This is a genomic window from Cysteiniphilum sp. 19S12-1, from assembly GCF_052030685.1.
GTDB lineage: Bacteria > Pseudomonadota > Gammaproteobacteria > Francisellales > Francisellaceae > Caedibacter.
Genome location: NZ_JBQAJM010000008.1, coordinates 37,030 through 52,414, shown reverse-complemented (window position 1 = coordinate 52,414; position 15,385 = coordinate 37,030). Strand labels below are relative to the sequence as shown.

The 15,385-nt window shown below is 39.7% G+C and carries 15 protein-coding genes; 5 read left to right on the top strand and 10 right to left on the bottom strand.

The features are described from left to right. Positions 1 to 238 precede the first annotated feature (238 nt). Complete coding sequence (locus tag ACTS4L_RS04080; protein WP_440617151.1) at positions 239 to 967, top strand: DNA-binding protein; 729 nt, start codon at positions 239 to 241, stop codon at positions 965 to 967. Positions 968 to 973: 6 nt separating this feature from the next. Here ACTS4L_RS04080 and ACTS4L_RS04075 read toward each other — a convergent pair whose 3' ends face one another. Both ACTS4L_RS04075 and parS read right to left on the bottom strand, forming a co-directional pair. After that, a complete protein-coding gene (locus tag ACTS4L_RS04075) occupies positions 974 to 1,438 on the bottom strand; it encodes an RES family NAD+ phosphorylase (RefSeq protein ID WP_440617149.1) in 465 nt (154 codons plus the stop codon). Next, complete coding sequence (gene parS, locus ACTS4L_RS04070) at positions 1,438 to 1,863, bottom strand: type II RES/Xre toxin-antitoxin system antitoxin (protein WP_440617148.1); 426 nt, start codon at positions 1,861 to 1,863, stop codon at positions 1,438 to 1,440. The genes ACTS4L_RS04075 and parS overlap by 1 nt, the downstream gene beginning before the upstream one ends. A 133-nt stretch (positions 1,864 to 1,996) precedes the next feature. Here parS and ACTS4L_RS04065 point away from each other — a divergent pair, with 133 nt between their 5' ends. From ACTS4L_RS04065 to ACTS4L_RS04055, 3 genes are all read left to right on the top strand, one after another. Further along, positions 1,997 to 3,580: a SulP family inorganic anion transporter gene (locus ACTS4L_RS04065; RefSeq protein WP_440617146.1), complete on the top strand. Its 1,584-nt coding sequence runs from the start codon at positions 1,997 to 1,999 to the stop codon at positions 3,578 to 3,580. Positions 3,581 to 3,665: 85 nt separating this feature from the next. Next, positions 3,666 to 4,370, top strand: a complete 705-nt coding sequence (locus ACTS4L_RS04060) for a response regulator transcription factor (protein WP_440651732.1) — start codon at positions 3,666 to 3,668, stop codon at positions 4,368 to 4,370. Positions 4,371 to 4,376: 6 nt separating this feature from the next. Then, on the top strand, positions 4,377 to 5,669 hold the full coding sequence (locus tag ACTS4L_RS04055; RefSeq protein ID WP_440651730.1) for a sensor histidine kinase: 1,293 nt from the start codon (positions 4,377 to 4,379) through the stop codon (positions 5,667 to 5,669). Positions 5,670 to 5,966: 297 nt separating this feature from the next. Here the strand turns inward: ACTS4L_RS04055 and ACTS4L_RS04050 are convergent, their stop codons facing one another. The 5 genes from ACTS4L_RS04050 to ACTS4L_RS04030 all read right to left on the bottom strand — a co-directional run bounded on the left by ACTS4L_RS04050 (position 5,967) and on the right by ACTS4L_RS04030 (position 11,044). Continuing rightward, on the bottom strand, positions 5,967 to 6,572 hold the full coding sequence (locus ACTS4L_RS04050) for a DUF3261 domain-containing protein (protein ID WP_440616648.1): 606 nt from the start codon (positions 6,570 to 6,572) through the stop codon (positions 5,967 to 5,969). Next, complete coding sequence (locus tag ACTS4L_RS04045; RefSeq protein ID WP_440616649.1) at positions 6,572 to 7,486, bottom strand: LpxL/LpxP family acyltransferase; 915 nt, start codon at positions 7,484 to 7,486, stop codon at positions 6,572 to 6,574. The genes ACTS4L_RS04050 and ACTS4L_RS04045 overlap by 1 nt, the downstream gene beginning before the upstream one ends. 18 nt (positions 7,487 to 7,504) lie before the next feature. Next, on the bottom strand, positions 7,505 to 8,890 hold the full coding sequence (gene nhaD / locus ACTS4L_RS04040) for a sodium:proton antiporter NhaD (RefSeq protein WP_440616650.1): 1,386 nt from the start codon (positions 8,888 to 8,890) through the stop codon (positions 7,505 to 7,507). A gap of 67 nt (positions 8,891 to 8,957) precedes the next feature. Then, complete coding sequence (locus tag ACTS4L_RS04035) at positions 8,958 to 10,289, bottom strand: LbtU family siderophore porin (RefSeq protein ID WP_440616651.1); 1,332 nt, start codon at positions 10,287 to 10,289, stop codon at positions 8,958 to 8,960. 149 nt (positions 10,290 to 10,438) lie between these two features. Continuing rightward, positions 10,439 to 11,044 carry a peroxiredoxin gene (locus ACTS4L_RS04030; protein WP_440616653.1) on the bottom strand — a complete coding sequence of 202 codons (606 nt, stop codon included), beginning with the start codon at positions 11,042 to 11,044 and terminating at the stop codon, positions 10,439 to 10,441. A 77-nt stretch (positions 11,045 to 11,121) separates the two neighbouring features. On the opposite strand from ACTS4L_RS04030, the gene ACTS4L_RS04025 reads away from it, so the two are divergent. Continuing rightward, on the top strand, positions 11,122 to 11,754 hold the full coding sequence (locus ACTS4L_RS04025; RefSeq protein WP_440651728.1) for an HAD family hydrolase: 633 nt from the start codon (positions 11,122 to 11,124) through the stop codon (positions 11,752 to 11,754). An 84-nt stretch (positions 11,755 to 11,838) separates the two neighbouring features. Here the strand turns inward: ACTS4L_RS04025 and ACTS4L_RS04020 are convergent, their stop codons facing one another. From ACTS4L_RS04020 to ACTS4L_RS04010, 3 genes are all read right to left on the bottom strand, one after another. Next, positions 11,839 to 13,077 (bottom strand): MFS transporter, encoded by a 1,239-nt coding sequence (locus ACTS4L_RS04020; RefSeq protein ID WP_440616656.1) that lies wholly within the window; start codon positions 13,075 to 13,077, stop codon positions 11,839 to 11,841. 93 nt (positions 13,078 to 13,170) lie between these two features. Beyond that, positions 13,171 to 15,204, bottom strand: a complete 2,034-nt coding sequence (locus tag ACTS4L_RS04015) for a hypothetical protein (protein WP_440616658.1) — start codon at positions 15,202 to 15,204, stop codon at positions 13,171 to 13,173. 21 nt (positions 15,205 to 15,225) lie between these two features. Then, positions 15,226 to 15,360 carry a hypothetical protein gene (locus ACTS4L_RS04010; protein ID WP_440651726.1) on the bottom strand — a complete coding sequence of 45 codons (135 nt, stop codon included), beginning with the start codon at positions 15,358 to 15,360 and terminating at the stop codon, positions 15,226 to 15,228. Positions 15,361 to 15,385 lie beyond the last annotated feature (25 nt).

The following is a 15,385-nucleotide window of genomic DNA, read 5'->3' as shown; positions in this document are numbered from 1 at the left end:
CATCAAAAATTTCTTCGGCACTGAACACCGCAAAATGATCTACAAGCGGCATCAATCAGTGATTGCTACATTAAATTCGCGCCTTATCATAACAAAATATATGCTTGACGCCTATCTTATGTTTGACGCAATTGAATATCTTGCTATAATCGCCATGGATTGTAGATATAAACTTATAGATATAAAATCTCTTTAAACTTTCGTTAAATCAATTACTCGATTAAGGATATAACAAACCATGGCTCGTCCAGGCATTTCTTACGAAGATATACTCGAAGCGATTACTAAGCTAGAAGCACAAGGCGTTACTCCTAGCATAAATAATGTTCGTGATACAGTTGGTCGCGGCAGTCCAACGACTATCAGCAAGTTTTTAAAACAGTGGCGTGAAGAACGTGCAACTGATCAAACAGCCGCACAACCAACGACGACTAATAAAAACACAGAAGATACTATGCAACCTGCTACAGAACACACCGCTACTGCAAAAATAAAAGCAGCAAAAACTTATGACGAAAATCCTCAAGCAAGAGTGGCAGTTAGCGACAAATCGTCAACAGCAACTAGCACAATGAAAGCACAAGACCCAATGATTCAAGCACTTCTTACGAGTTCTCAGGCATTAAGTAGTGATATTCTTAGCAGCATGTCTGATGAGTGGAGCATGATTTTAAACGAAAGCAATCCTGAGCTTAAAGTACGCAAGCTATATGCCGCTTTAGTCAAAGAGCAGACACGTCGCGAATCTGCCGAGCAAGTTGCTAAAGAAGCGCGTATTTATGCAGAAACACTAAAAGAGCAAACAACACAACGCATTTCAGACTTGCGTGATGCTTTAGAAGGTCAAATTGCTTTTTTAAATGGTCAAATTCGTCAACTGAAGCGTGAATCCGAGCAAACACTTGAGTACTATCGCAAACAGCTTGAAAAATCAAATAACGCACTCGCTGAGAAAAAGCGTTCATAAACTAACTTACGATCTCAATAAGCGTTTATCAAATCTAAAATCCGTTACCTTAATTTCTCTAACCTTGGCAAAGTCTTGATGCAAGGGATTGATAAGATAATTATATTCATCAAACGGCGTAATAATTGACGGAATCTTCAGCACACAACTTGTTTTTTGTCTAAGCCAGTTATCACCAAGAGCGCGTAGATCATATACATGCATGCCGCGAATGTCGTTATTATCTAAACCAATGTCTGCTGCGGTTAATAAAGACGCCTCAGCAATATCAGCTGAGATAATCACCTGATCAATCGGCACATTGGTCGGATCATAATGCACTAACGACTCTAAAATGGCCAAGGATTGTGACTCAGCCATATAGATAATCTGCTGACCACGGCTATGCCAACGACCTGAAGCAAAGAGCCCACCTAAACCATTCAAAGGCGGATCTGCAAGTCGCTTCTGCGTAATACGCCAAGCAAGCATCAGCTGTATATCCCATAGGAAATACGATAGAGCAAATTATCAATAATCTGACAACCCAAAGAGTTTTTTAGAAGCTCAAGCGGCGTTCTTTCGCCTAACGCAAGGTTTTTTGTTGCAAGCCAATTATTAACCTTTTCCTTAGTACCAAATACTTCAAGCGCATGTGCATATACTTTTGCGATCAATATCAAACGATCAGACTCTTTTGCATCAAGCATACCCATTTCTTTTCTACGCAAATAGGTTTTACGATTAATCGGAATAAGTGATGACACGATTTCTTCTGTTAAACCACTTGATTTGGCAAATCGCAAAATAGCTGCAGACTTAATACCTTGATTGATTTCTTCATATAAATCAGACTCTACGTGTATATGTTTATTTTTAAAATTAGCGCGACCCAATAAATTATCTACTAGCTGCATAATTCAACTCCACAATGGAAACTTGTCCAAAATTTTAGGACAATTTACCGAAAAAATCCAATCAAATATTCAAGGACATTGGGTATATATCATAGTAGAATGCGACTTTTATAAAAATCAACTTCTTATACTTATGTTATTACAACGCGTTAATCGCTTTTTAATGCCCAATCAAGATGGCAAACACATGACCGACTTTTTATCCGGTGTCACTGTCGCTCTAGCGCTTATTCCTGAAGCTGTGGCCTTTGCCTTAGTGGCGGGGGTCAACCCCACCGTTGGCTTATATGCAGCCTTTATTATGTGCTTTATGACAGCTGTCTTTGGCGGCAGACCTGGCATGATTTCAGGTGCCACCGGCTCAATGGCAGTGGTTATGGTTTCAATTATGCTGCTGTTTCCAAATGACCCGATTACAGGCATGAATTACTTATTTGCTACGATCATTCTCACGGGAATCATCCAAATCGTTATTGGACTATTGGGATTTGGTAAATTTATTCGCATGCTACCTAAGTCGGTCATGGTTGGCTTTGTTAATGGTCTTGCTATTGTGATTTTCTTATCACAATTACAGCAGTTCAAATACACGCCAACTGGATTAGATCATAAAGTTTGGTTACAAGGCATTGATTTATATGTCATGATTGGACTTGTCGTACTCGCCATGCTCATCACACATTTCTTACCCAAATTCACCAAAGCGATCCCTTCCGCATTAACGGCTATTATTGTTGTCACCGTCATTGCCCTATTTATCCCATTACCAGGTAACCATATTTTAAATGTTGGTGATATGATTGGCACCGGTAAAGATATTGTGAGCCACGCCTTTAGCATTCCACATATTCCATTTACTTGGCATGCACTGACGATTATTGTGCCTTATGCATTGATTTTGGCTATTATTGGACTGTCTGAATCTTTAATGACATTAACCTTGATTGATGAAATCACTAAAACGCGCGGTCGCGGCAACAAAGAATGTATTGCTCAGGGCGCTGGCAATATTATCTCTGGCTTTTTCAAATCCATGGGCGGGTGCGCGATGATCGGTCAAAGCATGATCAATATCAGTTCTGGCGGGCGCGGACGCTTATCTGGCATTACTGCTGCTGTATTTTTATTGTTTTTTATCGTCGTCGCCATGCCATTGATTAAAATCATTCCACTAGCTGCCCTTGTCGGGGTGATGTTTATGGTCGTGATTGAAACCTTTGAATGGGCAAGCTTCAAATTCATTCGCAAGATTCCTTTACACGATGCATTTATCATTATCGTCGTAACCGTTGTTACTGTAATGACCGATCTTGCGATTGCTGTTATTGTTGGCGTGATCTTAGCATCACTGGTCTTTGCGTGGCAAACTGCAAAAAATATCTATGCAGAAACCAAAACCAACACTGATGGCAGTAAAGAGTATATTCTGCATGGTCCTTTATTTTTCAGCTCAAGCACGCGCTTTAAAAGTCTGTTCGCCCCAGCGGATGACCCTGATGAGGTAATTATCGATTTCAAATACTCACGTGTCAGTGATCATTCAGCAATTGACGCCATTGCTTATGTTGCCGAATGTTATAGCAACCTTGGCAAAAATTTACATTTAAGACACTTAAGTTTGGAGTGTAAGGCGCTATTAGGCAAAGCTGGGAATCTTGTTGAAATCAATGTACTTGAAGATCCGGATTATCACGTTGCCACCGATAAACTCAGTTAGTTGCAGTTAATCATTATTCACCGTCATTTTCTTTGCTTTATTCTGATATAATTAGTAACAATTATTGCGTTAAACTACCGAGCCCATGCAAGCTACCGAAAAAAAACGTATTGTTATTGTCGACGACGATCTGATTATTCGCCAAGAATTAAAATACATTCTTGAGCGTGAACAATACGACGTACAGCACGCTGCCAACCCACCTGAAGCTGATGAAATACTCAAGTATTTTGCTGCTGATTTGATGATTCTTGATTTAAATATGCCTGGATTTGAAAATGGCAAATACTATTGTCGCAGAATTTGCGAGTCGCTTAATATTCCGATCATTATCATTACCGCTTCTGATGATGAGATTGATGAGATTCTATCTTATGAACTTGGGGCTTTGCACTTTATGCATAAACCGTTTAATACCCGATTATTGATTGCCAAGATTCGTAACATCCTCTCGATTGCCTATAAACCTAAGACGCATACTGAGAAAAGTATCTGGCGCATTGACAGTAAGACATTCACACTCTCTCGCCTCGATACTGAGGAAAGTATTAGTATTAATAAAAATGAATATCTCTTATTAAGTTATCTCAATGACAATCATAGTGAAGCAAAATCTCAACACGATATCGCACAAGTGATTTATAACCGCCCAATTGCTGCCGATGATCGAATTATCTCAACCTTAATTTCTCGCTTGCGCCAAAAGCTTGAAAGCATTGCCAGTGATGATCTGATCGTTTCCATTCGTGGGATCGGTTATAGTTTAAAAAGCAACATCACGATCGATTAACAAATGATGAAACTTCAAAGAAACTCACCAAATTTAAAGTCTAGATTACGCTTTAATTTACTTTTATTCATTGCTTTTATTATCAACATCGTACTAATCAGTTATTTCTACACCAACACGTATATTGATCACAATGCAGATCAGCGTATTGAAGCAATTAATTTAATAAATTTAATTACTGAAATTGATCACTTAAAACTATCCACTAAAGAAGAGAGATATCTAAAAAGCATTATTCCACGCTTTAGTAATAATCGTGTTATGGTTACCATTGCGGATAAGCCACAAATCAGCTCTGAGTATATCTATAGTCATGATTTACAAATTAGCTCACAACAAGTGCGTCATGCATTAAACAATATTCGTTTCTGGCGCAATAATATCATCTCGATCTACTCAAATGAACTTAAAGAGTGGATTGTTATCTATTTACCAGCCATTAATTTTCCGTGGTTTGCCACTGCATTTGTATTGCTACAATTACTGGTAATGCTTTATTTACTTATTTATCTGATTAATGGGCGAAAGCTCCTTCTAGCAATGAATAGGCTGTTTGAACTTGAACAAAAACATCAACTGAACTTACCTGCCATTCGTGGTAATTTTTTCACACAATCAAGCTTACATCTCTTGCATAAATCCGCACAATATATCGATAGCTTAATTGCTAAGATCCAGACATTAAATGAAGTCAAAATGAAAACCATGGCAACTTTAGCGCATGATATCAGAACGCCACTGACACGCATTGATCTTATGTTATATCAAATCGAGGATGCCGGATTAAGAGAGCGAATTTTTGAGCAGATTGATGATATCGATCTTATCTTAAAAAATACGATTGATTATGCAAAACAAAAACATCTTGCGCACCCTAAAAGCACGATTGATTTATGCCAGATTGTCACTCAAATCGTTCAAGATTATCAATCACACAATCCTGAGCGCATTCAAATTTCTGCCATTTATGATCGTTACCTTATCCATGGCTCACAAGTGGAGATTGAGCGAGCTCTTACAAATATCATTAATAATGCACTAAAGTATGGCACCAAGGTGCGTGTACGACTCACGCAATATAAAGATACCCTCACTATTGAAATTACCGATGATGGACCTGGCGTGCCATCTGCGCAATTAGGTGATATTTTTCTGCCCTTTCAACAAGGTGATAATTCCTCCTCTAAAGGCAATGGTCTTGGGCTGTCTATCGCCAAAGATATTATTGAAAGCCACGGTGGACGAATTGAAGCTAAAAACAACCAACCTTCTGGATTATCAATTACAATTACTATTTAGCATTGCCTAAATTCAAGTCATAAGTGCATAAGTTGCGTCAGCTAGTACCTCTTCTCTTGTGGGAGAGGTCGTGCAGCTTAAGCTGCGCGGGTGAGGGGTGTAATGGAAGCTCAATTTGTTTTTGCATTATTACTTTAATTATAATACGTTGACTGAGTGTCAGTCGAAGTCATATGCTCCCTTCGACTTCGCTCAGGGGACGAGGGATATTGCTTTAATCATAATACGTTGGCTGAGCGTCAGTCGAAGCCACGCACCCCCCTTCGACTTCGCTCAGGGAACGGGTGGGCATATCATTTAACTGTCTTTTAACGTTTTAATCGCTATTTGATAGTGATAAACAAAGTTCTCAAGCTTTACATCTGCATATAAATCTTGCTGATTTTGATAGTTAATCTGCATAACTAACTGACCATTCAAATAAAACTGCCGCTGATTCTTGTGTGATTGCATCTTAATATCGGTCGTTTGTAGCACACTGTTAATTACCTTTGTTGGCGCATAGGTGAAAATAAAGTCAACTAAACTTTGCTTAACGCCCATATCAGCATGCGGCATTGGCAAGCTGCTACTATCAATGGAAGTCCCATCATAAACGAGTGAGAAGATCGAACCACCCCAACCCGCAGCGGCAACAATGACGATCTTTTGTTTTGATGCTTCCACTTCAACCTGTGCAACATACGATTCTTTTTTGCCCTTTATGCTATATTGTGAGCTTAAAATTTGGGTCACATCAAAGTCCAGGGCAAGCTCAGTAGGCGTTGGCAATCTTAGACTTTGAGTTTTAAAAACCTCAATTTCTGGCGTGTTTACTGCACGAGTTTGTAATAATGCACATGAAGATAACAACATAGCAAAGAATACCATGATGGCAAGATTCTTAATGTAGTGCAACTTCATCAATATACTGCCTTTTCGCCTTGTGGGCGCGACTTATAGCGTCGATGCTGCCATAGATATTGATCTGGGAAGTCAATAATCGCTTTCTCTAAAATATGGTGATATCTTAACGCATCTTGATAGTCATCGCCTGAAGGGAAATTATCAAGTGCTGGTAATACATAGATATCATACCCCGACAAGTCCGCCTTACGCGCATAATAGCACGGCACAACTTGCGCGCTTGTTTTCTCTGCCAACCATGAAGTTGCCACTAACGTCGCGCACTCTTTGCCAAAAAATGGCACAAAGATACTGCGCTCTGCACCGAAATCCTGATCTGGTGCGTACCAAACCGAACCACCTTTTTTAAGTGACTTAACAATGGATACGACATTTTTACGTTGCAAACATTGTGTTACATAGTTCTCACGTGAAGCAGTCATCACCTGTTCAAATAGCGGATTTTTATGTTTTTGATAAACCAAATAAAAGGGATTGTAATGCTCACCAATAAAACGCCCAATGACTTCCATGCAAGTGAAATGCGCCCCCAACATTAATGCGCCTTGTGATGAATTTCGATGCGCATCTTCAAAGTGCTGCATGCCATGTGTATCAAACTTGATTTTATTAAAGCGCTTTTTTGGCATAAACCAGGCAATCGCGGTTTCAACACCTGAGATAGCAATGGATTCAAAGCATTTTTTGCACAACTGCTCTAGTTCTTGTTCACTTTTATACGGAAAAGCAATCTTAAGATTCGTTAAGGCAATCTGTTTACGTCGTTTTAAAAAAGGATAACTCATGCGCCCAAGTATTACGCCTATTTTCATCTGCCAACGAAAGGGCAGATAGACAAACGCACGCAAAAAAAGAAAGGCAAGCTGCAATCCCCAGTATTTCGGGGTATAAAAACGTGATTTTTCTGTCATTGATTACCTATATAATGATTAGCTAAAAAAAGCATGATTAATCAAAAGATGCGTGGCAATACTAGCAAAGTATCCCAATAAAATCACTAAACTCCACTTCAAATGCCCTAAAAAAGTATACTGACCATGCGCTTTACCCATGACTGCAACGCCTGCGGCAGAACCAATTGATAATAAGCTACCACCAATACCTGTGGTCAAAGTCACCAATAGCCACTGACCTTCGGTTAATGGTGGATGCATTGTCAATACGCCAAACATTACGGGAATATTGTCAACAATTGCTGACAGAAGTCCGATTAAAATATTGGCTTGCGTGATATGGTCAAAAACGTGCGGCAAGGCACTAGGTACATCGTGATATAGGAAATTAGATAGCAATTCTAAGTAACCCAATGTCGCCAAACCTTGCACTGCAAGTAAGATGCCAAAGAAAAATAGTAAGGTATCCCATTCAATCATCTGAATCTTTTGAAATACATCAAAATGCTCACGTGCTTTTTTCTTTAGAAAGAAACCTAAAAACATCAAATAACCTAAGCCTGTCATCATCCCTAGTGCAGGTGGCAGATCTAACAAGTTCTGAAAAAGTACGGCTGTAATAACCGTTAGTACGAACATCACAATAACAACAATCGCACCGGACTTAAGCTTAATCTCTAGCAAATCATGGCTATGATCATCGCCTTTGGGCAGGAAAAAACTCATAATAATTGCCGGAATCAAGAAACTGACCAATGCCGGAATAAATAAGGCAAAGAAATGCGTGAATGGCACCACCCCATCCTGCCATACCATCAAGGTGGTAATATCACCAAATGGGCTAAACGCACCACCGGCATTGGCTGCCACTACGATATTAATACAGGACATACATACAAATTTTATCTCGCCTTTACCAACGGATAATATGACGGCACTTAGGATTAAGGCAGTTGTTAAGTTATCAGCAAACGGCGAGATAAAGAATGCCAACAATCCCGTTAACCAAAAGATACCTTTAAAGCGCAAGCCCATTTTAAGAAGGAGTGCCTTGAGCTTCTCAAAGACATTGCGCTCTTCCAGCACATGAATATAAGTCATTGCTACTAATAAGAACAACAGCAGCTCGCCATATTCCAATAAGCCTTTATTTAAGCTTTGCTCAACAATCGCGCTTTGACCATTGATCTTACCAATGATTGCCGTGAGCACCCAGATAATGCCAGCTGCTAAAATCACTGGTTTTGATTTCGCCAAATGAATTACATCCTCAAGCATCACCAAGATATAAGCAATAACAAAAACAGCTAATGCAATCAGTGCATAGGGGCTTAGTATTGCCTGCATTACTGTTGTTGATACTTCATTTGCATATAAAGCGCATGGCAGCATCAATATAAATAAATATAAACTTCTAATCATCTCTCCCCCACCCTTAAAACAAAAAAGGCCGCAATTGCGACCTTTAAAGTATAACTAATCAATCAGATTAGAAGTAAACTGTAGCATCCAACATCAATGTGTTGTATTTACCAATGCTAGTACCTGAGGATTTGCCAGACATGTAGTTGTAAGAACCACCGATCCAAACAGTATCAACCACATTGTAGCGTGTACCCACTTCAAACTGATATAAGTTGTTATCAGAGTTTTGCGCTACTTGGCTGTATGATACATAAGGCACCATATCTTTGCCTGCCACTGGCATAGTGTAAGAAGAGTCTAAGCTCCATGCTTTAACTGTTGAGCCAGAACCTTTACCCGTTACAGGATCGTAACCAAAGGCAACTAGATTAGGTAACCCATTAAAGCCAAAAGCAGTTAGTCCTGCAGTATCAGGATGCGAAGCATTTCCAAGATACGACCCTGAGGTCTTCGCATTAGCTGCATTTGCAAGAACAGAAGTTTGATTCATGCCTTTAACACCAGAGGTTGTTACCAAGAACTCACCATTAACCGCAAGACCTTGAATAGTGATACCAGCATTAAAGTCAAGTGCACCAACCATTTTATTAACATTTTTCACTGAAGTAGCACCTGCAATGGTAGTATTATTAGCCGAAAAACCAGTTGCATTAACATAACCCGCACCTGCATAGTAACCTAGGTTACCCGCTTTGCCATTATAAGATGCATTTAAGGCAAAGTTATTAATCTGCTGTGCATTAGATGCTTGTGAATTCATCAACGCCTCACCCTTGCCGTTCATTAGCGTTGCAGTAACATCCAAACCATTCATGCTAAACCCAGCACCAACTTGACCACCATAAGGCATAAAGTATGCACGTGTTAACGTTGGCATAAAGTTAGTCACTGAATCAAATTTACCAAACTCAACCACTTTCTTACCACCAAACGCATAGAAAGGTGATTTAGCCAAATTACCAACAATAAAATAAGCACTTGGCAATGTTACATTGCTAGAAGCTGCATTGTTAACTTGGACATCAGCAAAACCAGTAACCCAATCACCAATCGTTGAAGTAAATGCTAAATCAGCATAAGGCATCTTAACTTCGCTAGAGCTGTTATTGTTTGATGCAGGAACACTTGAAGTGTTTCTGTATTGAGCATAAATCTCACCTTTACCACCAATATAGATAGCATTAGGTGCTAGATCGCCAGACTTACGCGCATTGAGGATATCTAAAACAGAGCCAGTCACTTGCTGGTTGTTTAGCATCTGTTGTGAATAATTTGCATCTGTACGCACGTTAACGATACCGCCACCGTTTTGTACTTGATCATTCATTGAACCTGCTGCGAAAGCTGAAGCGCTTGCAGTTGCAGCAACCGCTGCTACGATCATCTTAAGTTTCATAGTTTCTCCTCAACTGTTTTAAAACTTACATTTTTATTAAAAAATGATTCCTTTTTTGTCGGCTTCTTTGCCGTCGAAAGACTACACACCGACAAAGGTATCACTTTATTTTAAATTTTCAAGCAAATCATAGATTTTTTTATAAAAAATTACAAAGATTCAGCATTTTCTGCTAAATATGCAGCAACACCTTGCGGTGACGCTTTCATACCTTTGTCGCCTTCTTGCCAACCCGCTGGGCATACTTCACCATGTTGCTCGAAGAATTGTAATGCTTGAACCATACGCACCAATTCGTCCATATTGCGACCTAATGGCAGATCATTAACCACCTGATGTCTCACAACACCGTCTTTGTCGATTAAGAATGTACCACGGAAAGCGACACCCGCCTCAGGATGCTCAACACCATAGGCTTTAACAATACTGTGATTGATATCAGCAACCATTGTGTATTTCACAGCACCAATACCGCCATCATTGACTGGCGTATTGCGCCATGCGTTATGCGTGAAGTGTGAATCAATTGATACGGCAAAGACTTCAACACCTAGCTTTTTAAGCTCATCAACACGCTTATCAAGTGCGATTAGCTCAGATGGGCAAACAAAAGTAAAATCAAGCGGGTAGAAAACAACCGCTGCATACTTACCATCGCGTGCTTTTTCAAAGCTTAATGCATCTACAATTTCACCATTTGCTAGCACCGCGGGCGCTGTGAATTCAGGCGCTTTGCGTCCTACTAATACCGTCATGATTATCTCCTTAGGGTTTGTAATTTCATAAATTGACAACAATTTAGTGCGCAAAAGTTTGCTAAAGCCTGCTAATTATGTCAATAATGACACAGCAGAATTTAACAAATTTTGGAAATAATTTTATGATCTACATTCACCCGAAAACCCAAGCCTTAATTTTTGATTGTGATGGCACCATCGCTGATACGATGATTATTCACAATGAAGCATGGCATACCATCGCCAAACGCTATCGTTTCAATTTAAGTCCTGACGAGCTTGCGCATTACAATGGCATCCCCACTTTACAAATATTACAAATGTTAACCACGAGTGAAGATAAGAAGCGTTTTGATCTACACAAAATGGTACATGAGAAAGAACATCTTGCTGAGGAAAAGATAGATCGCGTTATTGCCATTCAACCAGTGCTTGATCTTATTAACCGTTATCACCGGAAACTGCCGATGGTTGTGATCTCTGGCGGCATGCGCCGAAATGTGGTCAAAACACTTGAAGCACTTGATGTTGCCAATCACTTTGAATTTATCATCACCGCTGATGATAACCACCCCACCAAGGACACTCCCGAGGCGTTCACTTTAATCGCTGATAAACTCGGTGTTGATCATGATAAATGTCATGTCTTTGAAGATGGCAAACCTGGGCTTATCAATGCCGTTAAAGCCAATATGATGGTGACTGATATTAGAACAATTTACCCTTAACAATAAAAGATAAGTTTCGCTATTTTCACCTCGCCCCTTTCGGGATTGCTCGTGCGGCTTATGTTGCACGGGTGAGGGGAAAAACTAAGACTTTAACTTAATTATTATTGACGACTTAGCCACACTAATAAATGCAGCTAAAGCAATAATGCACACATAAATGACAACATAAGCAATATTTGCCAAATCGATCGCTAAGAATTGCGCAACCAACGGTGCCGTACCACCAAATATGGCAACAGATACACTCCACGCTACACCCATGCCGGTATAGCGAATATTAACAGGGAAAATATCGACCAAATAACGAAACATGCTACCAGTAACTAAGATATTGCTTAGCGCGTATAACGCTTGTGCGCACAGCGCCAAATAAACACTTGAAAACCCTGATAAATAAAATAAAACAGGTACGCTGATCACGCTACTTAGGAGTCCTGTTTTTAGCATTTTCAGTGTGCCTAATCTATCTGCCAATAATGCTGCGATCGGTGTCAGCAATGTCACAGTTGCCACACCGAATGTCGCAACCCAGTGCGCATTTTCACTGGTTAAAAATCCGCGCTGAATGACAAAAGACACCCACCATAGATTACAAATATAGATATACACACCAACAAATGCAGCAATAAAAAAACATTGTATTAGCTGATTGATATACCCTTTAAATGCTTTTATACCATTAAAGAATGCTTTATTGACTCTAACGCTTTCAAACTCTGGACTCTCAGTCGTACTCACCCGAAAGTACAACCCAATCAAACAGCCGACAAACCCCAAATAAAAAGGCACACGCCAAAACCACTCTGGCATCATCGGTAATGAAACAATCGATGCCATTGCTGCCCCCAACATCATGCCCAAAGCCGCAGCAAAGCTCACCCAACTCACCGCAAGGTTTTTAAAGCTGCCACGATAGTGCTCTGTGACAAAAATCGCCGCCCCTGTAAACTCCCCTGAAACGGAAATGCCTTGAATAATCCGCAAGAGAAGTAATATCAAAGGTGCCGCAATACCAATATTTTGATAACTTGGTAAAAGCCCAATACATAAAGTCGCCACTCCCATCAAAATAAGACTTAAAGACAAAGCTTTTTTGCGCCCAAATTTATCACCAATAATGCCAAAGACAATCGAACCAAATGGCCGCGCTAAGTAGCTTGCTGCGAAGATACACAAACTTAATAGCATCGCATAAGGAACATCTTCTGGGAAAAATAAATGTGCAAACTTAAACGCCAGATAGCCATAAAAGCTAAATTCTGCCCATTCGACAAATGTGCCAATCGCCGATGCGATAATGACTTTATTTTTTGATTGCATCACGATAATCCTCGCCCTTTAAACGCAAGGATTATGCCGTGAGTTAAGAATAAAAGAAAGGTACGAAGATGATTTTACAATTTTTTTTTCAATTTAATTAGAGGATGTCGTAGGCGATCTTACGGTGATAAGATGTGGATTTACTGATTGATATGACATAATAATTTCCTGGGGATCACTCATAACTTCCCATGATATATCGCCAGTTTCTGATGTTTTTAAGTTTAGTTGCGCTGTTGCTGTCGCTGCTGTTGGAATTTGACCAGCAGGATAGGCACCATGATAAGTTGATGTTGTGTATAGTTTAATAGTTGCTGTCACTGACGCTCCATTTTTAGGCGCAAAAAACGCTAGAGGCGTGGAAGCTCCTGAAATCCCAAAAGAAGAATCCGTAGATTTTAACTCCTGCCCATTTCCGGATGCTAGCGTCACCGTAACAAACATAAATGGATTGGTCACACTGATCGCAACATCTGTATTCATCGTCGTTGCTACTCTAAAAAAATTACGTTTTGGATTAGCGGTTGACGGCGTGACACTTAATTGCATTAAAGGTAATTTATCAGATGAGTAACTACCATCTTTATTTGCAATAAAGCTAATTGCTAAAGGACTTTTTGAGTCCCTAAGATCTGAAGCTGCTATTCCTTTTTTTGTGAAGTCCTGAGCATACAAAATACCAAAATATTCCATAAGCTTAGCTGCAAAGTTATCTTTGTTCCAAGAGCCATCACCTAAATCAAATTTCCACACTTTCGTAGTCATATCAAAGTCACTTGTATTTGACCCATCAAGATATTGACCACTATCTTTCTTAAGAGGATAGTACGTTACACTTCTAAAATAAGCATCAACACCTTGCCAGCCATTATCTGGCGGATTCCCAGACCATCCAACACCGGCTTCTTGGCTAGGCGTTAATTTACTATTCTCAAGATCTTTGGCAGCTTTGAATGCAACATAATTAGCAAGGTTAATAGATACTTCGCCGAGCTTATTATCAAATCCTGTATCTACCCAAGGAAGGCTTCCTTCTGGCGCTTGCACACCTGACGCTTTGAGCGACGGATAATCATCTACCGTATATAGTGCAATTGGGGTTGCATGAGAAATATCAGTACCATTGTCCGGCGCATTGATATAGTAGGCAACGCGTGTTGGTGACCAGACAATAGTATAAGTATTAAATTGCGCGTATGGATTAAAACTAGTATTACCTGCATCTGGCAAAATATAAGTTTCATTATTCATTGCTGCTGCCGTATATGATTTAGCAAGTGTAGAACCATCCAACACAGGTAATTTTTCAATAAACTTATAATTCTGCTTATTAAATCCAGGTAAAGTAACATCAATATTTTGATTACCCTGCGGCATACGCCACCAATTAATCGCCGCCATTTTACGCATATCTAAAGTGGATGGCACGGGTTTAACTGCTGTTAGTGGATATTTCCAAACCGAGGCATTTTGCCAACCCGGTTGTTTACTGCTTCCAGTTGTACCACCCACCTCATAACCATCCCCAGTTGTTGCTATTGCACCAAGATAATTATAATTTTCTGAATTAATTTGCGTGTCCTTTTTACCATTTGTCATCCATTTATTATAATAACGCTGCATCATACCAAGAGCTGTATCATCAGTAATGTAATAATTCTGAGTCCAATTAACAACATCTGCAGTAATCTGTCCTGATGTCATCTTGCTCATATCAAGCTTTGCACCATAATACGTTGGATTTCCCTCTGCATCTAATGCAATATACGAATTCTGCGTTGCTTGCGTATACGGCACGAACTCCCAATCAAACTCATTCCAACGCCACATTTGCGCCACCTCAGGCATAGCGCCTGGCGCTGGGGCATCTGAATAAAGCCAAAAGGCTGTACAAACAGGGCCATCAGCCGCTTTTAATTTAGCAACAAACATTCCATAATCGAACTTTTTCAACGACTTCATCTGTGCACTTAGATAATCTCCATAACGCGCATAGGGGCTCCATTGACTTTGCTTTTCTTGTAATATTCCCCCAGAACCCACACCCGCAGAGGTTTGAACATAACTTAAAAAAGGCAATAAAAATATACTACTAATAATTTTTTTCACACACGTTTTATTTTCCATAACGTAACCTCTCTTTGAACTCTACATCTTTAATCCATCACAGACCACTTTGCAATCACGCATTGCAAAATGAGTTAACAATGAGTTAAGCAGATCAATACAAAAACACCTATAGCGAATGGATGATTTTTGATGCGCCAATATCTTAACTTTCATAAAAAGATCGCTTTACATCAGCTGT

Excerpts from the sequence above, each read along its gene's own strand:
- ACTS4L_RS04030 (WP_440616653.1), bottom strand. The coding sequence starts at position 11,044 with ATGACGGTATTAGTAGGACGCAAAGCGCCTGAATTCACAGCGCCCGCG.
- ACTS4L_RS04060 (WP_440651732.1), top strand. The coding sequence starts at position 3,666 with ATGCAAGCTACCGAAAAAAAACGTATTGTTATTGTCGACGACGATCTG.
- parS (WP_440617148.1), bottom strand. The coding sequence starts at position 1,863 with ATGCAGCTAGTAGATAATTTATTGGGTCGCGCTAATTTTAAAAATAAA.
- ACTS4L_RS04080 (WP_440617151.1), top strand. The coding sequence starts at position 239 with ATGGCTCGTCCAGGCATTTCTTACGAAGATATACTCGAAGCGATTACT.
- ACTS4L_RS04015 (WP_440616658.1), bottom strand. The coding sequence starts at position 15,204 with ATGGAAAATAAAACGTGTGTGAAAAAAATTATTAGTAGTATATTTTTA.
- ACTS4L_RS04065 (WP_440617146.1), top strand. The coding sequence starts at position 1,997 with ATGTTATTACAACGCGTTAATCGCTTTTTAATGCCCAATCAAGATGGC.
- ACTS4L_RS04025 (WP_440651728.1), top strand. The coding sequence starts at position 11,122 with ATGTCAATAATGACACAGCAGAATTTAACAAATTTTGGAAATAATTTT.
- ACTS4L_RS04055 (WP_440651730.1), top strand. The coding sequence starts at position 4,377 with ATGAAACTTCAAAGAAACTCACCAAATTTAAAGTCTAGATTACGCTTT.
- nhaD (WP_440616650.1), bottom strand. The coding sequence starts at position 8,890 with ATGATTAGAAGTTTATATTTATTTATATTGATGCTGCCATGCGCTTTA.
- ACTS4L_RS04075 (WP_440617149.1), bottom strand. The coding sequence starts at position 1,438 with ATGCTTGCTTGGCGTATTACGCAGAAGCGACTTGCAGATCCGCCTTTG.
- ACTS4L_RS04050 (WP_440616648.1), bottom strand. The coding sequence starts at position 6,572 with ATGAAGTTGCACTACATTAAGAATCTTGCCATCATGGTATTCTTTGCT.
- ACTS4L_RS04010 (WP_440651726.1), bottom strand. The coding sequence starts at position 15,360 with ATGAAAGTTAAGATATTGGCGCATCAAAAATCATCCATTCGCTATAGG.
- ACTS4L_RS04020 (WP_440616656.1), bottom strand. The coding sequence starts at position 13,077 with ATGCAATCAAAAAATAAAGTCATTATCGCATCGGCGATTGGCACATTT.
- ACTS4L_RS04045 (WP_440616649.1), bottom strand. The coding sequence starts at position 7,486 with ATGACAGAAAAATCACGTTTTTATACCCCGAAATACTGGGGATTGCAG.
- ACTS4L_RS04035 (WP_440616651.1), bottom strand. The coding sequence starts at position 10,289 with ATGAAACTTAAGATGATCGTAGCAGCGGTTGCTGCAACTGCAAGCGCT.